The organism is Mesorhizobium sp. WSM4842 (assembly GCF_055901575.1).
Genome location: NZ_CM148372.1, coordinates 4,934,231 through 4,954,733, shown reverse-complemented (window position 1 = coordinate 4,954,733; position 20,503 = coordinate 4,934,231). Strand labels below are relative to the sequence as shown.

Below are 20,503 nucleotides of genomic sequence, written 5' to 3'. Positions count from 1 at the left end.
TTTTCAGAGATCAGAAAAGCCGGGCATGCCCGGCTTTTCTTTTGCGCCCACTTTGGCGGGCTCTATTGTCGAGATAACAGCGGACGGCTCTATGCCGTCGGCGCATCGGCGCGCATCAGCTCTTCCTTCTTGAGATCGGCCCAGAGTGCTGGTGGCAGCTTCGCGTCGAGCAGCGACCGGTTGCTTTCGACCTCGCTCGGCCGCTGTCCGCCGGGGATCACCGACACGACCGAAGGATGCAGCAGCGGAAATTGCAATGCCGCCTCGATCAGGCGCACGCCGTGGCGTTTGCAGATGGCCTCGATGCGCGCGACGCGGTCGATGATGTCCTGCGGCGCCTCGGAATAATTGTAGTAGGCGCCGGGCTTCGGACCGGTTGCCAGAATGCCGGAATTATACGGCCCGCCGAGAACGATGCCGATGCCGCGCTTCTGGCATAGCGGCAGGAAGGATTGCAGCGCCTCCTGCTCCAGCAGCGTATAGCGCCCGGCAAGCAGGAAAAGATCGAAGTCGCCACGCTCGGCAAGTGTCTGGGCAACCTGCCATTCGTTGATGCCGCCGCCGAACGCCTTGATGACGCCCTGATCACGCAGGGACAGCAGCCCGTAATAGCCCGAGCGCATGAACTCCTCGATGCGTTGGTCCGAGGCCTCCTTGCTGCCGTGCGTGAAGATGTCGACATCATGCACGAAAAGGATGTCGATGCGGTCGACGCCGAGGCGCTCGAGCGAGGCTTCGAAGGAGCGCATGACGCCGTCATAGCTGTAGTCGTAGACCTCGCGGCGCGACGGCGTGTCGAAGAACTTGCCGATGCCGGTGCGTTGGTCCGGCGGGCAGGCGCGCATGATGCGGCCGACCTTGCTCGACAGCACGTAGTCGTCGCGCTTTTTCGAGCGCAGGAACGGATTGAGCCGCGTTTCCGACAGGCCAAGCCCGTAGAGCGGCGCGGTGTCGTAGTAGCGGCAGCCGACCCGCCAGGCGGTCTCCAGAGTGGCGTTGGCATCTTCATCGGAGACGGCGCGATAGAGGTTTCCGAGCGGCGCCGTGCCGAAGCCGAGTTCCGTGAAACTGATGCCGCCATTGCCGATGCGGTCGAAATGCCGTGTCTTCATGTCCTGTTGTTTCCTCACCTGTGCAATTGCCACGACACTATCACGCCTGGGGCGCTGCAAAAGCAGCCGTTGGACACGAATTTTCACGGTGATAGGATGAGCAAAAACAAGCTGTTCGGGGAAGATGTGACCAAACAATCCAGACAGGTTTTTGACACCGGTAAGCTGGTGGGCCTGTGACGAGAACACCGGCGCAAATCTGTTCAGGATTGCGCGCGACGAGCTTGGCAGCGTGCTGGCGCGGACGGACGAGAGCCGTATCGATGCGCGCCCGCCATACCAACATGGAGTAGGCGTCATGCGCTACGAGCTGATGCTGCCGCACCAGATCCGCAAGGCGATCGCCGAGAACTGGCCGGTCGTGCTCCCGCTCGGCGTGCTCGAATACCATGGCGAGCACATGGCCGTCGGCATGGATACGCTGGCCGTCGTCAAGATGCTGGAGCTGTTCGAAAAGGAAGCCGACATCGTCATCCTGCCGCCGTTCTACTACGGCGCGGCGAGCTACGCGGTGGCGCCGCCGGAGGGCAATGGCTCGGTTCAGGTCGGCGGCAATGCGCTGGCGCCGTTCGGCGAAGAGCTGTTCTACAGCCTGCTGCGCATCGGCTTTCGCAACATCCACGCCATCATCCACCACCAGACCGAGAATTTTGCCGCCGGCATGCCGACCGATCTCGCCTTCAAGACCGCCGGCCGGCAGGCGATCTTCCGTTTCCTGGAGAAGGAACGCGGCGAGGGCTGGTGGGGCTCGGAGACGATGGCAGGCTATTATGCCGAACACGCCGAAGGCGCCAATTACTTCAACTGGGTGCAGGTGCATCCGCTGATGCCGGCTGCAATGAACGGCCAATATCCGTTTGACCATGCCGGCATCGGAGAAACGTCGCTGATGCTGGCGCTGTGCCCGGAAGCGGTGGACGCCGGCCATTTTACCGACAATACGGGATGGTACACTGCGACCGCTCCCGACGCCTCGGCGGAACTGGGGCAAAAGGGCGTCGCCATGATCCTCGGTCATCTGCGGGCGATACTGGCGCGCTAACGGACGCGCCTTTTCGAGCGTTGCAGAAGCGCAGAATGAAAGCCGTAGCGATCCTTCGCGCCCCCCTCTGTCCTGCCGGACATCTCCCCCACTTGGGGGGAGATCGGAGGTCATCCCGGCTTTCGCCAATCTCCATCGTCGCAGAAGTGAGCGGAGCAGCGAAACTGCCAATCTCCCCCCTTGTGGGGGAGATGTCCGGCAGGACAGAGGGGGGCGCTGTCCCTCGGCATCAAAGGTTCTGCACCCGCGGCGAAAGTCACGGCGTCGAGAGCAGGGGCTTCCGCTTCGCTGAAAGCCGGTCGACAATTGCCTACTTCACCGCGCCCGCGGTCATGCCCATGATCAGATAGCGCTCCAGCGCGATGCCGATGACGGCAAGCGGCGTGATCGCGGCGGTGGCCAGCGCCGCCATCGACCACCAGTTGATGCCTTGCGAGCCGGTCTGGCTCGCCACCATGACGGGAATGGTCTTGGCGTCGGTCGAGGTCAGCAGTGCGGCGAAGAAATACTCATTCCAGCACAGCACCATCGCCAGGATGAAGGCGGCGACCATGCCCGGCAGCGCGATTGGCATGACGATGCGGAAGAAGGCGCCCCAGATCGACAGGCCGTCGACGAGGGCTGCTTCCTCCAGTTCGACCGGGATCGAATTGAACTGGTCGCGCATGATCCAGATGACGATCGGCAGCACCATCAGCGTGTAGAGCAGGATCAGCCCGATGCGCGTGTCGAGCATGCCGACTTCCCGGTACAGCACGAGAAAGGGCAGGGCGAGCACGACCGGCGGCAGGATCAGCTGCGACAGGAAGAAGAAGGAGATGTCCTCATTCTTGAACCAGGCGAAGTGATAGCGGTAGCGGGTGAGGCCGTAGGCGGCGAGACTGCCGATGACAATGGCGAGGCTCGACGCGCCGACCGAGGTGATGACGGAGTTCATGAAGCGCTTGATGAACTCGTCGCGCACCGTCGAGGTCCGGAAGATCGAGTCCGGCGACAGGCCGAGCGAGCGCCAGCCCTTCCAGTCCGGCCAGAAGTCGACGAACGGGATGAGATGGCCCTGGGTGACGTCGACCGCGGTTTTGAACGAGGTGGTTATCGTCCAGTAGATCGGGAACAGGCAGATGAAGGCCCAGAACACCAGCGCGCCATAGATGAAGACGCGGTTGGCGAAAAAGCTCGCCGGCGAGCGGATTTCGGAAGCGGCATACTCGGTGGTCTGAACGCTCATGTCGCCGCCCCTATCAGTTGACGTTGCGCACGAAGCGGTTGGCGAATTTCAACAGCCACGTCACGAATACGATGATGATGATGAGGTAGGCCATCGCCAGCATGGTGCCGTAGCCGACATTCGAGCGGTCGCGATACTCGCGATAGATGAAGCTCGATACGGAATCGGTCGCGCCGCCCGGGCCGCCGGAGGTGACGGTGATAATGATGTCGGCAAGCTTCAGTTTGAAGATGATGCGCAGGATGATCGCCGTCACCGACACCGGCAGCATCAGCGGGAAGGTGACCTGCCAGAAGGTCTGCCAGGCATTGGCGCCGTCTACCCTGGCCGCCTCAAGAACTTCGCGCGACATCGCCTGAAGGCCGGCGAGCAGCATGATCATCATGAACGGGATAAAGGTCCAGGCATCCAGCACCATGATCGAGATGCGGGCGGTGATCGGGTTTGAGAAGAAGGCGGGATTTTCCCAGCCGAGCTGGCGCGCCAGGGTTGCGGCCGGCCCGAACCGGTATTCCATCAGCGACTTGCCGATCATCCATGACACCGCGACCGGCGACAGCATCAACGGCATGAGGAAGACGACACGGAAGAATTTGCGCGCCCTGATCTGTGCGTTGAGCAGCAAGGCAAGGCCGAAGGCGATGACATATTCGACCAGCACCGCAAGCACATAGAGCACCATGTTGAACAGCGCGTTGCGGTAGTAGGGGTCGGCCAGCATCTGCCAGAAATTGTCGAGCCCGTTGAACTTCCGGCCGGAGAAAGAACTAAGGTTCCAGTCGGTCAGCGCGATGTAGAGGCCGAACAGCGTCGGGAAGATCACCATGGCGACGGTGAACAGCAGCGCCGGCAGCAGGAACAGCGCGCGCTGGCCGTCTTCGCCGCGTGTCAGCACCTGGCCGATGCCGAGTGCTGTACCCCACAGCACATAGGCATGAACGACCGGCCGCCAGGTCTCGAAGCCGACTGCATTGACGTCGGTCTTGTACAGGATCTGAACTGCGATCACCGCCAGAAGGCCGAGCGTCGCAGCAGCCATCAACGCCCGGCCGAGCCGCTTGCGGCCCGGCGATATCAGATCGGATGGAGCGGCGTTTGCCGGCCACGCATTGGTGGGCAAAGTCTGGTCAGCCACGCGTCTCGTCCGTTCACTGAAGGCTTTTATGACCGGCTGGCCGGTCAAGCTGCGGTCCGGCGGCTTCGCGTCGCCGGACCACGGTTCCTAGAATCTCAGCCTACATGCCAAGCGAGGCCTTGTAGAGCTTGATCTGGTTTTCGCGGCCGATCTGGTCGGTCAGCTTCTCCCAGGCGGCCGCAATGGCGTCGGCGCCTTCCTGCGCCGTCATCTTGCCGGCAAATGTGTTGGCCAGGATGTCCTCGGCGGCACTGTAATATTGGAAGATGCCGGGGATGCGTGGCTCGATTGCGGCGTTCGGATGGTTGTAGCTGTCGGCCTCCGACTTCAGATACGAGGTGATGAACGCCTCGTCGTAACCGGCCGCCACCCATTCTGGAATGTCGAAATGCGAGTTGCGGTAGGGCTGGAAGCCGGACGGATATGCCGCGCACCAGAGCGACAGGTCCTTGCCGCCGAGATGGGCAGCGGCAGACCAGGCCGCCTTCTTCTTCTTTTCGTCGCTGTCGACCCGTGCCATGACGTAGACGCCCCAGCCGAGATAGGCGCAGTTCGGCGCATGGTTCGGGCCGCTGGCCAGCTTGTCCCACTGGCCGGTCTTGGAATTGTAGACGTCGTCCGAGCCTGGCAGGATCGAGAAGCCGGTGACGTCGCCTACGACCGAACTGTCGTTGGTCTTGACGTTGGAGCCGACGTCGCCCCACCAGGTGACCATCGAACCGGTGCCGGCCAGGAATTGCTGGAAGGCGGTGGTGTTCGGGTCGGCGTTGATCTGGTCGGCGGGCTCGGAAGGCAGCGCGTCGATCACGTCCTGGATCGCCCGCACCCAGGCCGGATTGTTGATGCGCGGCTTCATCGTATCGGCATCGAACAGCCAAGCCTTGTCGTCAGGATGCTTGGCATAGGCGCTGGCGCGGCTGCCGAGGAAGTAGAAGCCGAAGCCGCCCCACGCCTTGGGCGCGTCGAGATAACCGAAGACATCCTGGCCCTGGAACTGCTTGCCCTTGAGGAACTTGGTCACGGCCTGCACCTGCTGCCAGGTCTTCGGCACGCCCCATTCGCCCCCGCCGCCGCCTTCCTGCCACGCCTTGGCAAGGTCGGCATCGGCAAACACGTCGGTGCGGTAGTTGAAGTTGTGCGCGTCGCCGTCGACGGTCACGCGGTACTGCTTGCCGTCCCAGGTGCCGACCGGTGGCTGCAGATAGGCCACGACGTCCTTCATGTCGATCTGGTCCTTGACCCAGTCCGGCATTTCGGAGGTCAGGCCCTTGCCGCAGACGTCGCCTTCGAATGGCGCGCCCATCTCGATGATGTCGAAATCGACGGTGCCGGTGGCGATCGACTGCTGCAGGCGGGCGTTGTAGTCCGCCTGCGCCAGGTCGATCCAGTTGATCTTGGCGCCGGTATAGGTCTCCCACGGCTTCAGGAAGCCGCGAAACAGCACATTATGCAGGTTCTGGTTGTTGAGCCCCATGAAGGTGAGCTGGACGCCGGCGAATTCGCCTTCCTTGACGCTGGCCTTGGTCGCCTCCAGGCAGAGCTCGCCGACCTGCTGGAAGTCGGCATCGGTCGGCTGGCCCTTACCGACACCGGGGATCTGCAGGATCTGCGCGCGCAGCTCGCCTGCGGCGGAAGCAGGGCGCGTCAGTGCGCCAAGCCCGGCGCCGGATGCCGCGGCGATCGCCGCCATGCTGGCAGCGCCCTTTAAGACATCGCGGCGAGTGGCTCCCGCGCGCATAAATTGGTTGTAAAGGCTGACTTTCATCTCGTTCCTCCCAGAATCTCAATGGTGATTGTTTTGAATGCAGAAGCGCTGATCGCGTTCCCCAAAAACAGCGGCTCCTGGAAATGGCGGCCCAAACTTTCCTCCCGCGACGCTTCGACTCCCGATGTCCGGACGAGCGCTTGGTGCCCGGAACAGGGTCAGAACCCGAGCCCTTTCACTATTCTCGCAACCAAGTGCCGTGTCAACGATGATGGGGTTTTTTATCTATAAAAGACTGACTTGCCCTAGCTGTTTGCGTTGTTTAGCTTCACCGCAACGAAAGGAGGGCCGATGGCTCAAGTCGCGATCAGCAATGTGGCCAAGGCGTTCGGGACCGTCAAGGTCCTGCACGATGTCAGCGTCGACATCGCCGACGGGCAGTTCGTAGTGCTGGTTGGCCCTTCGGGGTGCGGCAAGTCCACGCTGCTCAGGATGGTGGCAGGGCTGGAGACCGTTTCCGGCGGCACGATCGCCATCGGCGACCGTGTCGTCAACCATCTGCCGCCGGCCAAGCGCGACATCGCCATGGTGTTCCAGAACTATGCGCTCTATCCGCACAAGACGGTCGAGCAGAACATGGCCTTTGCGCTGAAGCTGCGCAAGACCGACCCGGCAGTGGTAGCCGAGCGGGTCAAGCGCGCTGCCGATATCCTTGATCTCAGCCCGTATCTCAAGCGCTATCCGCGCCAGCTCTCGGGCGGCCAGCGCCAGCGCGTCGCCATGGGCCGCGCCATCGTGCGCAACCCGCAGGTATTTCTGTTCGACGAGCCGCTGTCTAACCTCGACGCAAAGCTGCGCGTCCAGATGCGCACCGAGATCAAGGAGCTGCACCAGCGGCTGAAGACCACCACCATCTATGTCACGCACGACCAGATCGAGGCCATGACCATGGCCGACAAGATCGTGGTGATGCGTGACGGCCGCATCGAGCAGGTCGGCGCGCCACTGGAACTGTTCGACCGGCCGGCCAATCTGTTCGTCGCCGGCTTCATCGGCTCGCCGTCGATGAACCTGCTCAAGGGCGTGGTGCGCAAGGGCGACAAGCCTGTCGTCGAGATCGCCGGGACGCCGTTTCCGATTGCTGCGAACAGCGCCGTGGAGGATGGGCGCAAGGTGGTCTACGGCGTACGGCCCGAGCATCTCGAAATCCACCCCGACGGCGTGCCGGCGAAGATTTCCGTCGTCGAGCCGACCGGTTCCGAAACGCTGGTCTTCTTGCGCTTCGGCGAGGGCGAGATGGTGGCGCTGTTCCGTGAGCGCCACGATTTCAAGCCGGGCGACACGCTGCATCTGAAACCCCGGCTCGACCAGGTCCATCTCTTCGACTCAGAGACCGGCCGTCGTCTTTAACACTTTGAATTTGCGCCTGAAAACCGACAACACTTTTCGGGATCATGCGCCAGGTTTCGCATCAAAAAGCCCGTTCGGGAGGGAATTATGCTCAAAGGGATCAATCCGCTGCTCAATGCCGACGTGCTCCAGGCGCTGCGTGCGATGGGCCATGGCGACGATTTGATCATCGCCGACACCAACTTCCCCTCCGATTCGGTGGCGCGCCAGACCGTGCTCGGCCGGCTGCTGCGTATCGATGCGCCGGCCGCGGACGTGGTCAAGGCGGTGCTGTCGCTCTATCCGCTGGACAATTTCGTCGACGACGCGGCCGCCCGCATGGAGATCGTCGGCAAGCCGGACGAGATTCCCGCAGTGCAGACGGAAGTGCAACGAGAGATCGACGCGGCGGAGGGCAAGGGCTGGCCGATGATCCCGGTCGAGCGCTACGCCTTCTACGAACGTGCCAAGAAAGCCTATTGCGTCATCCAGACCGGCGAGCGCCGCTTCTATGGCTGTTTCGCCTTCCGCAAGGGCGTCGTGCCGCCGGATGCGGAGTAGCAGGATGCCAGGCAAGCCTGTCGTCATATTGGGGGTCTTCGTCGCCGACACCGCTTACCGCGCCGCGCGCCAGCCGCGCATGGGCGAGACGCTCCTTGGCACATCCTTCACCCTTGGCCCGGGCGGCAAGGGCTCCAACCAGTCGGTTGCCGCCGGCCGTCTCGGTGCCGACATCACCTTCCTGACGCGCCTCGGCGTCGATCCCTTTGCCGACATGGCCAGGCAAACCTGGGCGCAGGCCAACGTGAAGAGCGCCGTCATCGACACGCCGGAAAGCTACACGGGTGCGGCTTATATCTTCGTCGAGGAGACGACCGGCAACAACGCCATCATCGTCAGCCCGGGTGCGGCCATGCTGATTTCGCCCGACGACATCGAGGCTAACGCCGGCCTGATCCGCTCGGCCGGCGTCTTCGTCACCCAGCTCGAACAGCCGATCGAGGCGGCGCTGCGGGCGCTGGAGATCGCGCGCGGGGCAGGGGTAACGACCATCCTCAATCCGGCGCCCGCGGCAAGCCTGCCCGAGCGCATCCACACGCTTTGCGACTATGTCACGCCCAATGAGACCGAGGCCGAGGAACTGACCGGCATCAAGGTGTCCTCCATCGACGACGCCCGCCGCGCCGCCGATCGTTTGCTTGGAAAGGGCGTCGGCGCCGTCATCGTGACGCTCGGTGAAAAAGGCGCGCTGTTGCACACGGCCAGCCGCTCCGACCATGTCGGCGCGATCAATGCCGGCCCTGTGGTCGAGACCACCGGAGCAGGCGACGCCTTCAATGGCGGCCTGGCCGCAGCACTTGCGAGAGGGGTGGAACCGCTGCAAGCGGTCCGCTTCGCCTGCGCCGTCGCCGGCATCTCGGTCACCCGGCCCGGCACGGCGCCGTCGATGCCGACGCTGCAGGAGGTCGAGGCATTGCTCGCCAAGGGGTGAGGCCGCGCAGCCTCGCCGGCGCTCTCGACTTTAGTCCGTTCCGACCACGGTGACATATTAGTCACAGTTAATGTAAATCGGAAAACCCATCTTGCGTCATTGGCACAGGTGTCCCGTAATGGGTCACTGGGTCTGGCGCCGCAATTGCACGGTCAGCGATGCCGGGGGGCAATCTTGACCTGGCAAGGGGGGGTGATTGGGGGGCCCCGCCGCTTCGCAAATGGAGCGGCGGGGTCTTTCACGGCACCACACCATCACAAGCCGCCGACGGATAGGAATGTTTTGCAATGCTCGCGGAGGCGATCTAGCCGCGAACGCCGGACAATTCGCGGACCTCTGCCCGCAGCGCCCGTAACTCCGCGAGGATGATGGCCTGATCGCTGTGCAGCGTTGCCCTGTCGGCCGATTCTACGGCCTCATGCTCGGCCTCCATCGCCGAAACAATCACGCCGATGAACAGATTGAGCACGGTGAACGAGGTCGCGATGATGAATGGGATGAAGAACAGCCAGGCGGTCGGATAGACCTCCATGACCGGGCGCACCACGCCGTCCGACCAGCCTTCGAGAGTCATGACCTGGAAAAGCGTGAAGAGCGATTCCGGTATGCCGCCGAACAGTTGGGGAAAGGACGAGCCGTAGAGCTTCGTCGCCATCACCGCAAAGACGTAGAACACCAGCCCGAGCAACAGCATGATCGAGCCCATGCCGGGCAAGGCGGTGATGAAGCCGGTGACGACACGGCGCAGCGACGGAACGATGCTGATCAGGCGCAGGACCCGCAGGATGCGCAGCGCCCGCAGCACGGAGAGCGAACCGGTCGCGGGGATAAGCGCGAAACCGACGACCAAGAGGTCGAAGATGCGCCATGGATCGCGGAAGAAATGCGTCCTGTAGACGACCACCCGGATCGCGAGTTCGAGCACGAAGACGCCGAGGATCGCGCGGTCGATGGCCGTTAGAAGCGGGCCAAAAACAGCAATCGCATCGGGCGAGGTTTCGAGGCCGAGCGTGACGGCGTTGATCAGGATCAGAACCATGATCGTGAGGTCGAAATGGCGCGATTCGATGAGCGATTTCAGGGCGTCCAAGGCTTCTTCTCCGTTAGAGCATCGGACCCAAAGTGGGAACCGGGTTCGGGAAAATCCAATGCTCAACGCATATGACGGGCTTGGAGCGCAACAAATACAAAAAGTTGAAACTCCCAGGAAACCGAAAGTCGAAACTTTTGTATTAAGGAACCAAGTAGTTCGGCACAGAGGATTTGGTTCTTCGACTGAGCCTGAACGGGATTGTCGACGGTCCAGCTGCACAATCTCCAACGTCTGCGATTAGCCGCAGGCCACCACACCTTCGTCATCCTAGGGCGGAGCAGGAGCGAAGCGACGTCGCGGAGACCCTGGGATCCATTCCGTGACATCAGCCGAAGAATGCAGCGGCTCAGAACGGCGCTTGCATCCGCAACGGTGCTCGTTACCCTTCCGCCATGACCGGCTATGCCTACATGACCGCCAGCCAGAAGCGCGGCACGATCTACATCGGCGTCACCAACGATCTCGGCCGCCGCATGCCGGAGCACAAATCCGGCCAGGGCTCGCGCTTCACCAGCCGCTACGGCGTGCAGCGTCTGGTCTGGTACGAGGAACATTTCGACATTCGTGACGCCATCCAGCGCGAGAAGTCGCTGAAGCGCTGGCCGCGCCAATGGAAGATCGAGCTGATCGAGAAGACCAATCCAGAGTGGTTCGAGCTTTTTCGCGGAACCGGGTGGTAGCGTTCGGTTCTGGGCCGCTGCATTCTTCGGCAGAGGTAACGGAATGGATCCCAGGGTCTGCGCCGCGTCGCTTCGCTCCTTGCTCCGCCCTGGGATGACGAAGTGGAGGGATGCTTCGGCTAACCTCGAAGGTTTGCGATCTGCCACTGAGATTCGCCACTGACGGGAATTATCGACGTTCGCTGCCGATCGCCGATCTGTCAAAATCACTGTGTCGAGGCTCTAGTGACCGCGTTCATTCGCGGCAGCGCGAAGGATTGCGTCGCTCGTCGGGACCAAGATGCAGCGATCATCTGCCAACTCGCCAGGAACCATGCGGGGGAGCAGCGGGTTTGGCTTGGATGCCGACACGTTCGGTCCACCATTCTCCAAGGAGAATACGATGACATTAGCAAGCAAGACCACAGCAGTTGCCGCGGCGTTGGCTATGCTGGCTTCGCCGGCACTATCCCAGACAAGCTCACCTGCGCCCGCCGCACCTGCGCCAGATCGTGGCTCAGAGCCAGCGTCGAGCGGGCCAACCGAAGACTCCATGCGCAATATGATGCGCAATATGATGCGTGAGATGATGACTGAGATGCTCGAGGAGAGAATGCAGGAGCATCGCCGCCCCCGAGCAGAACGACGAGGTGGCGATCGTTGGCATCGCGATTTCCGAAGAGGTCCGCATGACGGGCGCCGAATGGGAGGCGGGATGATGCATGGCGCGCGGATGCGAATGATGTTCGCCATAGTGGACGCCGACGGCGATGGTGCGCTTTCTCAAACCGAGGTTCAGGATTTCATCGGGCGGATATTCAACGCCGTCGACGAGAACGGCGATGACAGCGTCGACAGGGAGGAAATCCGATCCTTCTTCCACGGAGGTGCCGACGAAACGGGTGAATAAATCACTGCAAGTCTTGCGCGTTCCTGGACGGAAATTCAGGAGAGGAATTCGGAAATGGCTGGTCTCGTTGGCAAGTTTGTCGGGAAAACCCCGGCGCCTCGCAAGGGCATGGCTAGTCCCAACCAGAACAGAATGGCTGAGCTCAGCGAGCGCCGCACCGAGCTGAATCTGCAGATCAGCCTGCTCAACGAACATGAAACCACACGACTGATCGAAACCGCTCTGACGGAGCGTTTGAAGGTATCGACGCCGGCAGATGACGAACTGCCCCAGCTAGCTCACAACGTCGATCCGCAAGCGGTGATGAGCCAAATCGAACGGATCTCTAAAAATCGAACCAAGCGCTAGAAATTATCGGGTGCCAAGGTCGACCCGAATATCTGAATTGCCGGTCCGGCATTCAGAGTTTTTTTCATTTCCAATCACCTAAGTGATTGAAAATGGCGCGAGTGACGGGGCTCGAACCCGCGACCTCCGGCGTGACAGGCCGGCACTCTAACCAACTGAGCTACACCCGCGCAAGACGAGCACGGTCAGCCGTGTTCGTCGTTGGGGCGGTGGATAAGGCGTAAGCCACCGGGTGTCAAGCGGAGCGCGACAGCATAACAGCAAACAGGAGAAGGTTTTTTGACAAGCCGAATTTTGTTGCCGAAAACGATCGGCGGCGAGGGCGTTGTGCGCTCATTTGGCCTTGCGAACCCCGTCCTAACTGCTTAAAGGTCCGGCCCGGAGCGGGCGATTAGCTCAGTTGGTAGAGCGCTTCGTTTACACCGAAGATGTCGGCGGTTCGAGCCCGTCATCGCCCACCATAAAATCAATAACTTCCGCCCAGAAGACGAAGTTACCTCCGGGTTCATTGAACTGGGAGGCAATTCAAAACGGCACCCGCTCTCCATCAAATACCGGGACTAGCAGCCTCTGTTATCTATCAGGCCGTCCGGCATTGTTGTGTTGCAAAGTTTCGCGTCCACAAGCAGCGCCGCGTCCAAGTTTAGCACCAAATGCAAGTTTGCTCCCTCCAGGTTTGCGCCCGACAGCCGCGCTTGCGCAAGGCGCGCGCCCCTTAGGCTTGCACCAGTCAAGACCGCTCCTGACAGGCTCGCATTTGACAGGTTTGCGCCAGAAAGGCTCGCCTTCGACAGGTTCGCATTCGACAGATTCGCGCCTGGCAAGTTCGCGTAATTTAGGCTGGCGCCAGATAGTTCCGCGCCGGAGAGATTCGCACCGCTAAGGTCCGCGCCATTCATGTTTGCTTCTTTAAGGTCGGCGCCCGTCAGGTTCGCATTGGTCAGAATCGCGCCCGGCAGATAGCTCCCCGTCATGCTGGCGCCCGATAGGTCGCAGTCTGCGCATATTGGCTTGGACCTGAGACGCTCGACCGCATCCAAATCGAACGCAGTCGTGGAAGAAGTGCCCAAGCCCAACGGCCAGCGCAGTGAAAACTGTCAGTTGTTTTATCCGCCATCCCAGCATGTTTACGGCTCTTTTTGGAAAAATGCGACCTGCGGTTGTACTGTCGCAGATCGCCCGCGTCTTGGCGTCGTTCCTAGTGTCGCGCCATCTGTCAACGATGCCTAGAAGCTAGGCGGCGCGCCCAGTCGGTCAACGCGATAGACCACAGGCCATGCCGCCGAATGGTATCATGGGGACCGGCTACCAAACACGATCTCAGGGTTGTTGTGGGCTCTAAACGCGGAACAGATCAGGGCCGGGCGGCGTTAGGCAGCACTGGGAACCCCGAATGACTCCTCCGGGTTCCAGTTGAGCCGGCGGAAATGCCCCTCGGTTCCCTCCGGGACATCTCGCCAGTTCATTCGACTATCAGCGCTTTCAAGGTTGCACGTGAGCAGAGCGACAGGCGCTCGCTGACTTCGGGGCAAACCTAATCGTTCTTAGTTTCCGCACGTTTTGTCGGGTTAGGGCGGGCGGCTCGGGATTGCAAATCCATCGAGCGAACAAGCGATCTGTGACGGACCCACTGAGCCGGCGATGGGCGGCAACGTGACTGCGCCGCCGTTGCTCGAACAAAGTTGCGTTTAGCGTTGAAATATACTTTTCTATCTCGACGAGATAATAGAGCTAAAAAAGTACATTTGTTGTTTAATTATTGTTAACCATGTGTTAGCCGAAGTTATCCGGTTAACGCTTGAGGCAACTATTGAGGTTATGTTTCGTACATCGCTGATAAATGAGTCATACCAATGTGCGGATTCGGGGGCTATTTCGGTTCGATCCGGGATGCGGAAGCTTTGCTTGCGCGGATGATCGCTGCGATCGCCCATCGCGGGCCGGATGAGCAAGGGAAATTTGTGGCAGCCGACGCCGGGCTCGGGCATGCGCGGCTGTCCGTGATCGGGATCGGTGACGGCCAGCAGCCGATGTCCGACGTGTCAGGCGATTTGACGATTGCGTTCAACGGCGAGATTTTCAACTACCTGGAGCTGCGCGAAGGGCTGATGGCCAAGGGCCGGCGCTTCCGTACTTCGAGCGACACAGAGGTTATCCTGCAGCTGTATGACGAGATGGGCGAAGACTGCCTGTCGCTTCTGAACGGCGATTTCGCCTTCGCGATATGGGATAACAGGCGTCGCCGTATGGTGCTTGCACGAGACCGGATGGGTGTCCGGCCGCTGTTCTACACGAGCAAGGACGGCGTGCTTTACTTTGCGTCGGAGATCAAAGCCCTGCTGAAGGTGCCCGGCGTCTCGGCCGAAATCGATCCGATAGCACTCGACCAGATCTTTACGCTGTGGGCGCCGATCGCTCCCCGCACGGCTTTCCGCAATATCCACGAGCTGGAGCCGGCGAGCATGATGATCGCGACACAGGGGCAAGTCACGGTCAAACGCTATTGGCACCTCGACTATCCGCATCGGGACGCGCCGTCGAAGGTCACGCACGAGGACGATGCGGCCGAGGAACTGCAGGCCCTTTTGACCGATGCGGTGAGGCTTCGCATGCGCGCCGACGTGCCGGTCGGTTCTTATCTTTCGGGCGGGCTCGATTCATCCCTTGTTTCGGCGCTTGCCGCCGGCATGACTCCTCGGAGGCTGCAGACATTTTCCGTGACGTTCGACAGCACCGAGCACGACGAAAGCGCCTTCCAGACCGAGATGGCTTCAGCACTTGGCGCCCGGCATCGAACCATTGCCTGCCAGGCCGGCGATATCGCCGGCGTCTTCCCCGAAGTCATTCGCTTTGCCGAGCGGCCGATCATCCGCACGGCCCCGGCTCCCCTCTATCAGTTGTCCGGCCTCGTTCGCCAGGCGGGCCTGAAAGTGGTGCTGACCGGCGAGGGCGCCGACGAGGTCTTCGCGGGGTACGATGTCTTCAGGGAAGCGCGTGTTCGCCGGTTCTGCGGACGGCAGCCGGCGTCGCGCATGAGGCCGCAGCTGTTCCGCAGGCTTTATCCCTATCTGCCGGGTCTGCAGCAGCAGTCCGTGGAGTACCTGGCTGCGTTCTTCGGCGCCGGCAACACTGCGCTCGACGATCCGCTGTTCTCGCATCGGCCGCGCTTCAAGACCACGGCGGCGGCGAAGATTTTCTTTTCCGGCGACCTGCGTGCGACGTTGAAGGGCTATGACGCGGCCGAGGACCTGGTCAGCCGGTTGCCCCAAGCATTTTCCCTGTGGCACCCGCTGCATCAGGCGCAATATCTCGAAAGCCGCTTCCTTCTGCCGGGCTATATCCTGTCCAGCCAAGGCGATCGGATGGCCATGGCGCACGGTATCGAAGGACGTTTCCCTTTCCTTGATCCTCGTTTGGTGGAGTTCGCAGGGAGACTTCTGCCGGAAATGAAGCTGAAGGGATTGGTCGAAAAGCACATACTGCGCAAGGCAGCCAAGCACCTGCTTCCCACCGCGATCCGGGAGCGCACCAAACAGCCTTACCGAGCCCCGGACGCCAGCTCCTTTGTTGGAGCCGGAGAACTGGATTATGTACGCGACTTGCTGAGTGAAGCGAGCATCGCTGCCGGCGGACTGTTCAACGCCAAGGCGGTGGCGAACCTTCATGAGAAATGCCGCACGCAGCCAGCATCCGGGTTCCGCGACAACGCGGCCTTCGTCGGCATCCTATCGACCCAACTATGGCAGAAAAATTTTGCCGGCCAAGAAGTCAGTGCAGCACGAGCGGCCTGAGAAATCCAAGGAAGGAAAAAATGATGATTACAATCAAGGACAAGGTCAGAGCCTTTATCGTTGACAACTTCTTGTTTGGCGACACGTCGTACGAACTTGCAGATACAGCCTCGCTGATCGAGAACGACATCATCGACTCGACGGCCGTGGTGGAACTCGTGGCCTTCATTGAGGACAATTTCGGTATTGCGATGGTCGATTCCGACATTGTACCGGCCAACTTGGATTCGGTTGACCGTATTTCGTCCTTCATCAAGGCGAAAGCGGGAACGCCGGTAGTCTAGGCGCGATCGGCGAGGAGCGCCCGTGCGGATCGAACATTTTCTGGCCGCGAAGGCCGCTGCCCATCCCGCCAAAACGGCATTGATCACCAAGGACAGAAGGCTGAGCTTCGAAGAACTGGACGATCTTTCGAGCCGCCTGGCCGCAGCCCTTTTCGCGAATGGCGTCAGGCGCAACGACCGGGTCCTGATCTTCATGGACAATTGCTGGGAGGCTGCGGTTTCGATTTTCGCCGTCCTCAAGGCAGGGGCGACATTTAGTCCGATCAACGCATCCACCAAGGCCGAAAAGCTTGCCTACATCATCGGCGATTGCGACGCTGCGGCGATCCTCACGCAAGCAAAACTGATGCCCGTGGTCGCCGAGGCGTGCGGCGGCAACACCGGCATCTTCGTGGCTTCCACCGCTGGTGCCGATAACCAATGCCCGGCTGGGGCGACGTCCCTGGCGGACTGTCTGACGCTCGAAGCCGGGGAGATCGACCACCGCGGCATCGACGTCGATCTGGCCATGCTGATTTACACCTCAGGCTCAACGGGCCGGCCCAAGGGCGTGATGATGACGCACCGCAATTGCGACGCGGCCGCGGACTCGATCACCACCTATCTGCGCAACTCTCCAGACGACATCATTTTGAATGTTCTTCCACTCTCTTTCGACTATGGCCTCTATCAGTTGCTGATGGCCGTCAGGCTCGGCGCCACGCTCGTGCTCGAGAAGTCCTTCGCCTTTCCTCAAGCGATCTTTGAGCGTATCCGCGAGGAAGGCGCCACCGGTTTTCCGCTTGTGCCGACGATGGCAGCGATGATCCTGCAGATGCGTGACCTGGAGCCGGGCTTCCTGCCCAGCGTTCGCTATATTTCCAACACGGCGGCTGCCTTGCCGCCGGCGCATATAGAACGTCTGCGGTTCCTTTTTCCCGGTGTCAGGCTCTATTCGATGTATGGCCTGACGGAATGCAAGCGCTGCACCTACCTGCCGCCCGAGGAGCTCGATCGCCGGCCGGGGTCGGTCGGCATAGCCATCCCGAACACCGAAGCCTTTGTCGTCGACGACCACGGGCAACGCGTGCCGCCAGGCGTGGCGGGTGAGCTGGTCATTCGCGGACCGCACGTCATGCAGGGTTATTGGCGAAACGAAGCTGCGACGGAACGAGTGCTCAGAGCGGGCCCGGTTCCTTGGGAGAAGGTTCTCTACACCGGTGACCTGTTCAGGACCGATGAGGACGGCTTTCTCTATTTCGTCGGCCGCAAGGACGACATCATAAAGACGCGGGGAGAGAAGGTGGCCCCGAAGGAAGTGGAAGCCGTGCTTCACGCCCATCCTGGCATCGCGGAAGCCGTTGTCGTCGGCGTGCCGGATCCGGTGCTCGGGCATGCGATCGGTGCGCTCGTCATACGCTCGGATCCGAAGCTCAGTGAAACTGATGTCATGCGCCACTGCGCACGTCACCTTGAGGACTTCATGGTGCCCAAAATCATCGAGTTCCGCTTGGAATTGCCGAAGACGGATACGGGCAAGGTCAGCCGTCGGCTTGCGGTAGAGATGATGGAGGCCGCGCAATGAGTGTTCGCCCGACCCAAGACGCGCAGACCTTTCTGGCGCAGGCTCTGGCGATCGACCCTGCCGCCGAAACGGACAGAATCGTGACGGCCTTGCGCAAGCAGTTGCGCGGCATCCGCAAGCGCGGCCTCGTCCTCGGTCTTTCCGGCGGGATCGATTCCAGCGTTTCGGTCGCCTTGGCCGCGAGGGCCATCGGCGGCCAGAATGTACTCTGCCTCTTCATGCCGGAAAACGATTCCGATCCGGAAAGTCTACGGCTCGGCCGGCTTGTCGCCGATACTTTCGGTGTCGAGGCTATTGTGGAGGATATCGGGCCGGCCCTGCGTGCGATGGGCTGCTACCAGCGTCGCAACGCTTTCATCCGCGAACTGGTCCCGGAATACGGCGAAGGCTGGGCCTCGAAGATCGTGATTGCGAACGCCCTCGAGGGCGAGGGCTACAACATTTCGTCGCTGGTGGTGCAGGACCCCAAGGGCAAGCAGACCAAAATAAGAATGCCACTCCCGGTCTATCTCGGTATCGTCGCCGCCACCAACATGAAGCAGCGCACCCGCAAGCAGATCGAATATTATCATGCCGATCGGCTGAACTTCGCCGTTCTTGGAACGCCCAACCGGCTGGAATACGATCAGGGCTTCTTCGTCAAGAACGGTGACGGCGCGGCGGACGTCAAGCCGATCGCCCACCTCTATAAAACGCAGGTCTACGCGCTCGCGGCCTATCTCGGCGTTCCCGAGGAAATCCGTATCCGGCCGCCGACCACCGACACCTATTCGCTGGCGCAGACGCAGGAGGAGTTCTACTTCTCGCTTCCCTATGACCGCATGGATATTTGCCTTTGCGGTATCAACAACGGCGTGGCCGCCGAAGCGGTGGGGCAGGCGGCGGGATTGACTGCCTCGCAAGTTGAACGCGTCTGGACCGACATCGCCGCCAAGCGCAAGGCGACGCGCTATCTGCATCTGCGTCCGCAACTTGTTGATGAAGTCGAGGAAGTCGATACCTGACCTGCCTCTCCAACCTAAAGCGCGTCGCGTTTGACCGGCCTCAACCGGCCTCATGCGACGCGCTTTAGGTTGTTGTTTTTATGCATGTCGTTATCGCGAAACCGCTGCACACTTTTGCGCGACATGCATTAGCCACGGCGAGCCCTACAGGGTGACCGATGTTCCGCACCCACATTGCCCTGTCCGTCTTGATCTGTGATCGGCTTTCCGTGGACGAGCAAAGGAAGTTTCTCGATGGAGACTACGTTGGAGGTTCTCGGGTTCGCCTTGCGCTCTGGCGAGAGGCTGGCGAACCGGAATGCGGTAGGCCAGTCGGACGGAAATCGGCGGTGCTGGACTAGTTGCCGTGGACAAGGCTTAATGCTGCGCGGCGAGATTGCCGGGGGCGATTATGAGATCACCGCAGCAAATGACCGATGGCGGCGATGTTCTCGATGCTGTCGTCATCGGGGCCGGCTGGGCCGGCCTGGGTGTCAGCTATTGGCTGGCGCGACGGGGCCTGCGCCACAGCGTATTGGAGCGGGGCCGCATACGAGAGACCTGGCGCACACAGCGATGGGATCTATTTCGGATGAATACTCCCAACGTGCAGACCGTCATGCCGGGCGATTGCTATGACGGTCCGGATCCGGATGGTGCCCTGACGCGCGATCAGTTCGTCACTCTCCTTGAGGATTTCGCCGGGCGCAACGCGCTGCCGATCGAACCGGATACTGCGGTAAGCGAACTCACGCACGAGGATGGCGCCTATCGGCTGACCACCTCACAGGGCACGCTTTGGGCGCGCAATGTGATCGTCGCAAGCGGCAGCCTGAATTGTCCGGTGCGCCCGGTCTGGGCCGCGGCGTTGTCGCCCGCTCTCCGCCAGATCGACGCTTCCGGCTACCGCAGCGCTGCCGATCTGCCCGATGGAGCGGTGCTGGTGGTCGGAAGCGGCCAATCTGGTGCTCAGATCGCGGAGGAATTGGCAGACGCAGGTCGAACGGTCTTCCTTGCGACCAGTCGTGTCGGACGGCTTCCACGGCGCTACCGGGGTCGCGACATCATGGTCTGGCTGCTCGAAAGCGGGTTTCTCGACGTGCGCCGGGAGGAATTCATTCGACTTGCGGGACGCATCCCGCCGCGTGGTGTGCTCGGGTCGATGTATACGATAAGCCTTCAGGCGCTGAGCGCCCAGGGTGTCGTGCTTCTTGGGCGTCTCACCGGCATCGAGGATGGCGGCAGCCTCTCGTTTGCCGACGATCTCGAAGCGAATGCCCGCTTTGCGGATGAAGCCTCCGAAAATGTCAAACGCCATGTCGACGACTATATCAGCCGCATGGGGATCGATGCACCCGTTGCGGAGCCCGACCCGGCGGAGACGGTCGCGATGCGTCAGCCGAACCCGACGATCGGTTCGCTCGATCTCTCCCGCTCCGGCGTAACGAGCGTGGTGTGGTGCACGGGCTTTAAGGGCGATTTCAGTTGGATGAGGCTTCCCGGTGCGCTCGACAGCGCGGGACAGCCTGTTCACGCGGATGGCGTGGCCGCCCTGCCGGGCCTTTACTTCGCAGGGCTGGACTTCGCCTCCACACGCAAGTCAGGCATCATCTTGGTGATCGCCGAGGAAGCACCTCGCCTTGTCGAACATATCGCAGGGCATTCGTGACCGCCTTTGGCATAGTCAAGAAACTCCTGACAGTCAGGGCCGTGATCAGTGTCAGAGGCCGGCAGATCGTCAGCCACCGCCTTGCGCCGCGGGCAAAGG

18 protein-coding genes and 2 tRNA genes are annotated in these 20,503 nt (G+C 61.3%); 13 read left to right on the top strand and 7 right to left on the bottom strand.

The window, feature by feature from the left end; translation table 11 throughout:
- Positions 1-89 precede the first annotated feature (89 nt).
- A complete protein-coding gene (locus tag AC0NIE_RS24120; protein ID WP_473488884.1) occupies positions 90-1,112 on the bottom strand; it encodes an aldo/keto reductase in 1,023 nt (340 codons plus the stop codon).
- A gap of 298 nt (positions 1,113-1,410) precedes the next feature.
- On the opposite strand from AC0NIE_RS24120, the gene AC0NIE_RS24115 reads away from it, so the two are divergent.
- Complete coding sequence (locus AC0NIE_RS24115; protein ID WP_473488910.1) at positions 1,411-2,154, top strand: creatininase family protein; 744 nt, start codon at positions 1,411-1,413, stop codon at positions 2,152-2,154.
- A gap of 310 nt (positions 2,155-2,464) precedes the next feature.
- On the opposite strand, the gene AC0NIE_RS24110 is transcribed toward AC0NIE_RS24115, so the two are convergent.
- The 3 genes from AC0NIE_RS24110 to AC0NIE_RS24100 form a co-directional block, all read right to left on the bottom strand.
- Entirely contained in the window at positions 2,465-3,382 is a 918-nt protein-coding gene (locus AC0NIE_RS24110) for a carbohydrate ABC transporter permease (RefSeq protein WP_473488885.1), read from the bottom strand.
- Between the two features lie 13 nt (positions 3,383-3,395).
- Complete coding sequence (locus tag AC0NIE_RS24105) at positions 3,396-4,517, bottom strand: carbohydrate ABC transporter permease (RefSeq protein ID WP_473488886.1); 1,122 nt, start codon at positions 4,515-4,517, stop codon at positions 3,396-3,398.
- A gap of 100 nt (positions 4,518-4,617) precedes the next feature.
- Complete coding sequence (locus AC0NIE_RS24100) at positions 4,618-6,282, bottom strand: ABC transporter substrate-binding protein (RefSeq protein WP_123150057.1); 1,665 nt, start codon at positions 6,280-6,282, stop codon at positions 4,618-4,620.
- A gap of 291 nt (positions 6,283-6,573) precedes the next feature.
- On the opposite strand from AC0NIE_RS24100, the gene AC0NIE_RS24095 reads away from it, so the two are divergent.
- The 3 genes from AC0NIE_RS24095 (at position 6,574) to rbsK (ending at position 9,103) form a co-directional block, all read left to right on the top strand.
- Entirely contained in the window at positions 6,574-7,632 is a 1,059-nt protein-coding gene (locus AC0NIE_RS24095) for an ABC transporter ATP-binding protein (protein WP_473488887.1), read from the top strand.
- An 87-nt stretch (positions 7,633-7,719) separates the two neighbouring features.
- Entirely contained in the window at positions 7,720-8,172 is a 453-nt protein-coding gene (locus tag AC0NIE_RS24090) for an RbsD/FucU family protein (RefSeq protein ID WP_473488889.1), read from the top strand.
- 4 nt (positions 8,173-8,176) lie between these two features.
- Entirely contained in the window at positions 8,177-9,103 is a 927-nt protein-coding gene (rbsK, locus tag AC0NIE_RS24085; RefSeq protein WP_473488890.1) for a ribokinase, read from the top strand.
- A gap of 304 nt (positions 9,104-9,407) precedes the next feature.
- On the opposite strand, the gene AC0NIE_RS24080 is transcribed toward rbsK, so the two are convergent.
- Positions 9,408-10,193: an ion transporter gene (locus AC0NIE_RS24080; protein WP_473488891.1), complete on the bottom strand. Its 786-nt coding sequence runs from the start codon at positions 10,191-10,193 to the stop codon at positions 9,408-9,410.
- A 395-nt stretch (positions 10,194-10,588) separates the two neighbouring features.
- On the opposite strand from AC0NIE_RS24080, the gene AC0NIE_RS24075 reads away from it, so the two are divergent.
- From AC0NIE_RS24075 to AC0NIE_RS24065, 3 genes are all read left to right on the top strand, one after another.
- Positions 10,589-10,876 (top strand): GIY-YIG nuclease family protein, encoded by a 288-nt coding sequence (locus AC0NIE_RS24075; protein WP_065009969.1) that lies wholly within the window; start codon positions 10,589-10,591, stop codon positions 10,874-10,876.
- A 532-nt stretch (positions 10,877-11,408) separates the two neighbouring features.
- Positions 11,409-11,765, top strand: coding sequence for an EF-hand domain-containing protein (locus AC0NIE_RS24070; protein WP_473488892.1), 357 nt, complete (start codon positions 11,409-11,411; stop codon positions 11,763-11,765).
- Positions 11,766-11,819: 54 nt separating this feature from the next.
- The gene (locus AC0NIE_RS24065; RefSeq protein WP_473488893.1) at positions 11,820-12,113 is read left to right on the top strand and encodes a hypothetical protein; all 294 of its coding nucleotides are present in this window, start codon (positions 11,820-11,822) and stop codon (positions 12,111-12,113) included.
- Positions 12,114-12,206: 93 nt separating this feature from the next.
- On the opposite strand, the gene AC0NIE_RS24060 is transcribed toward AC0NIE_RS24065, so the two are convergent.
- Positions 12,207-12,283: transfer RNA gene (locus AC0NIE_RS24060), tRNA-Asp, on the bottom strand.
- 215 nt (positions 12,284-12,498) lie between these two features.
- Here AC0NIE_RS24060 and AC0NIE_RS24055 point away from each other — a divergent pair.
- Positions 12,499-12,574: transfer RNA gene (locus AC0NIE_RS24055), tRNA-Val, on the top strand.
- A 99-nt stretch (positions 12,575-12,673) separates the two neighbouring features.
- Here AC0NIE_RS24055 and AC0NIE_RS24050 read toward each other — a convergent pair.
- The gene (locus AC0NIE_RS24050; protein WP_474047308.1) at positions 12,674-13,153 is read right to left on the bottom strand and encodes a pentapeptide repeat-containing protein; all 480 of its coding nucleotides are present in this window, start codon (positions 13,151-13,153) and stop codon (positions 12,674-12,676) included.
- An 813-nt stretch (positions 13,154-13,966) separates the two neighbouring features.
- Here AC0NIE_RS24050 and asnB point away from each other — a divergent pair.
- The 5 genes from asnB to AC0NIE_RS24025 all read left to right on the top strand — a co-directional run bounded on the left by asnB (position 13,967) and on the right by AC0NIE_RS24025 (position 20,404).
- A complete protein-coding gene (gene asnB / locus AC0NIE_RS24045) occupies positions 13,967-15,904 on the top strand; it encodes an asparagine synthase (glutamine-hydrolyzing) (RefSeq protein ID WP_473488895.1) in 1,938 nt (645 codons plus the stop codon).
- Between the two features lie 20 nt (positions 15,905-15,924).
- Positions 15,925-16,188: an acyl carrier protein gene (locus AC0NIE_RS24040; RefSeq protein ID WP_473488896.1), complete on the top strand. Its 264-nt coding sequence runs from the start codon at positions 15,925-15,927 to the stop codon at positions 16,186-16,188.
- A 22-nt stretch (positions 16,189-16,210) separates the two neighbouring features.
- Positions 16,211-17,752, top strand: a complete 1,542-nt coding sequence (locus AC0NIE_RS24035; RefSeq protein WP_473488897.1) for a class I adenylate-forming enzyme family protein — start codon at positions 16,211-16,213, stop codon at positions 17,750-17,752.
- Entirely contained in the window at positions 17,749-18,756 is a 1,008-nt protein-coding gene (gene nadE, locus AC0NIE_RS24030) for an NAD(+) synthase (protein WP_473488898.1), read from the top strand. Before AC0NIE_RS24035 ends, nadE begins: the two co-directional genes overlap by 4 nt.
- A gap of 391 nt (positions 18,757-19,147) precedes the next feature.
- Positions 19,148-20,404, top strand: coding sequence for a flavin-containing monooxygenase (locus tag AC0NIE_RS24025; protein ID WP_473488899.1), 1,257 nt, complete (start codon positions 19,148-19,150; stop codon positions 20,402-20,404).
- Positions 20,405-20,503 lie beyond the last annotated feature (99 nt).

Coding starts and splice junctions, on each gene's coding strand:
- nadE (WP_473488898.1), top strand. CDS start 17,749: ATGAGTGTTCGCCCGACCCAAGACGCGCAGACCTTTCTGGCGCAGGCT.
- asnB (WP_473488895.1), top strand. CDS start 13,967: ATGTGCGGATTCGGGGGCTATTTCGGTTCGATCCGGGATGCGGAAGCT.
- rbsK (WP_473488890.1), top strand. CDS start 8,177: ATGCCAGGCAAGCCTGTCGTCATATTGGGGGTCTTCGTCGCCGACACC.
- AC0NIE_RS24040 (WP_473488896.1), top strand. CDS start 15,925: ATGATGATTACAATCAAGGACAAGGTCAGAGCCTTTATCGTTGACAAC.
- AC0NIE_RS24025 (WP_473488899.1), top strand. CDS start 19,148: ATGAGATCACCGCAGCAAATGACCGATGGCGGCGATGTTCTCGATGCT.
- AC0NIE_RS24115 (WP_473488910.1), top strand. CDS start 1,411: ATGCGCTACGAGCTGATGCTGCCGCACCAGATCCGCAAGGCGATCGCC.
- AC0NIE_RS24065 (WP_473488893.1), top strand. CDS start 11,820: ATGGCTGGTCTCGTTGGCAAGTTTGTCGGGAAAACCCCGGCGCCTCGC.
- AC0NIE_RS24100 (WP_123150057.1), bottom strand. CDS start 6,282: ATGAAAGTCAGCCTTTACAACCAATTTATGCGCGCGGGAGCCACTCGC.
- AC0NIE_RS24095 (WP_473488887.1), top strand. CDS start 6,574: ATGGCTCAAGTCGCGATCAGCAATGTGGCCAAGGCGTTCGGGACCGTC.
- AC0NIE_RS24070 (WP_473488892.1), top strand. CDS start 11,409: ATGCGCAATATGATGCGCAATATGATGCGTGAGATGATGACTGAGATG.
- AC0NIE_RS24110 (WP_473488885.1), bottom strand. CDS start 3,382: ATGAGCGTTCAGACCACCGAGTATGCCGCTTCCGAAATCCGCTCGCCG.
- AC0NIE_RS24075 (WP_065009969.1), top strand. CDS start 10,589: ATGACCGGCTATGCCTACATGACCGCCAGCCAGAAGCGCGGCACGATC.
- AC0NIE_RS24120 (WP_473488884.1), bottom strand. CDS start 1,112: ATGAAGACACGGCATTTCGACCGCATCGGCAATGGCGGCATCAGTTTC.
- AC0NIE_RS24090 (WP_473488889.1), top strand. CDS start 7,720: ATGCTCAAAGGGATCAATCCGCTGCTCAATGCCGACGTGCTCCAGGCG.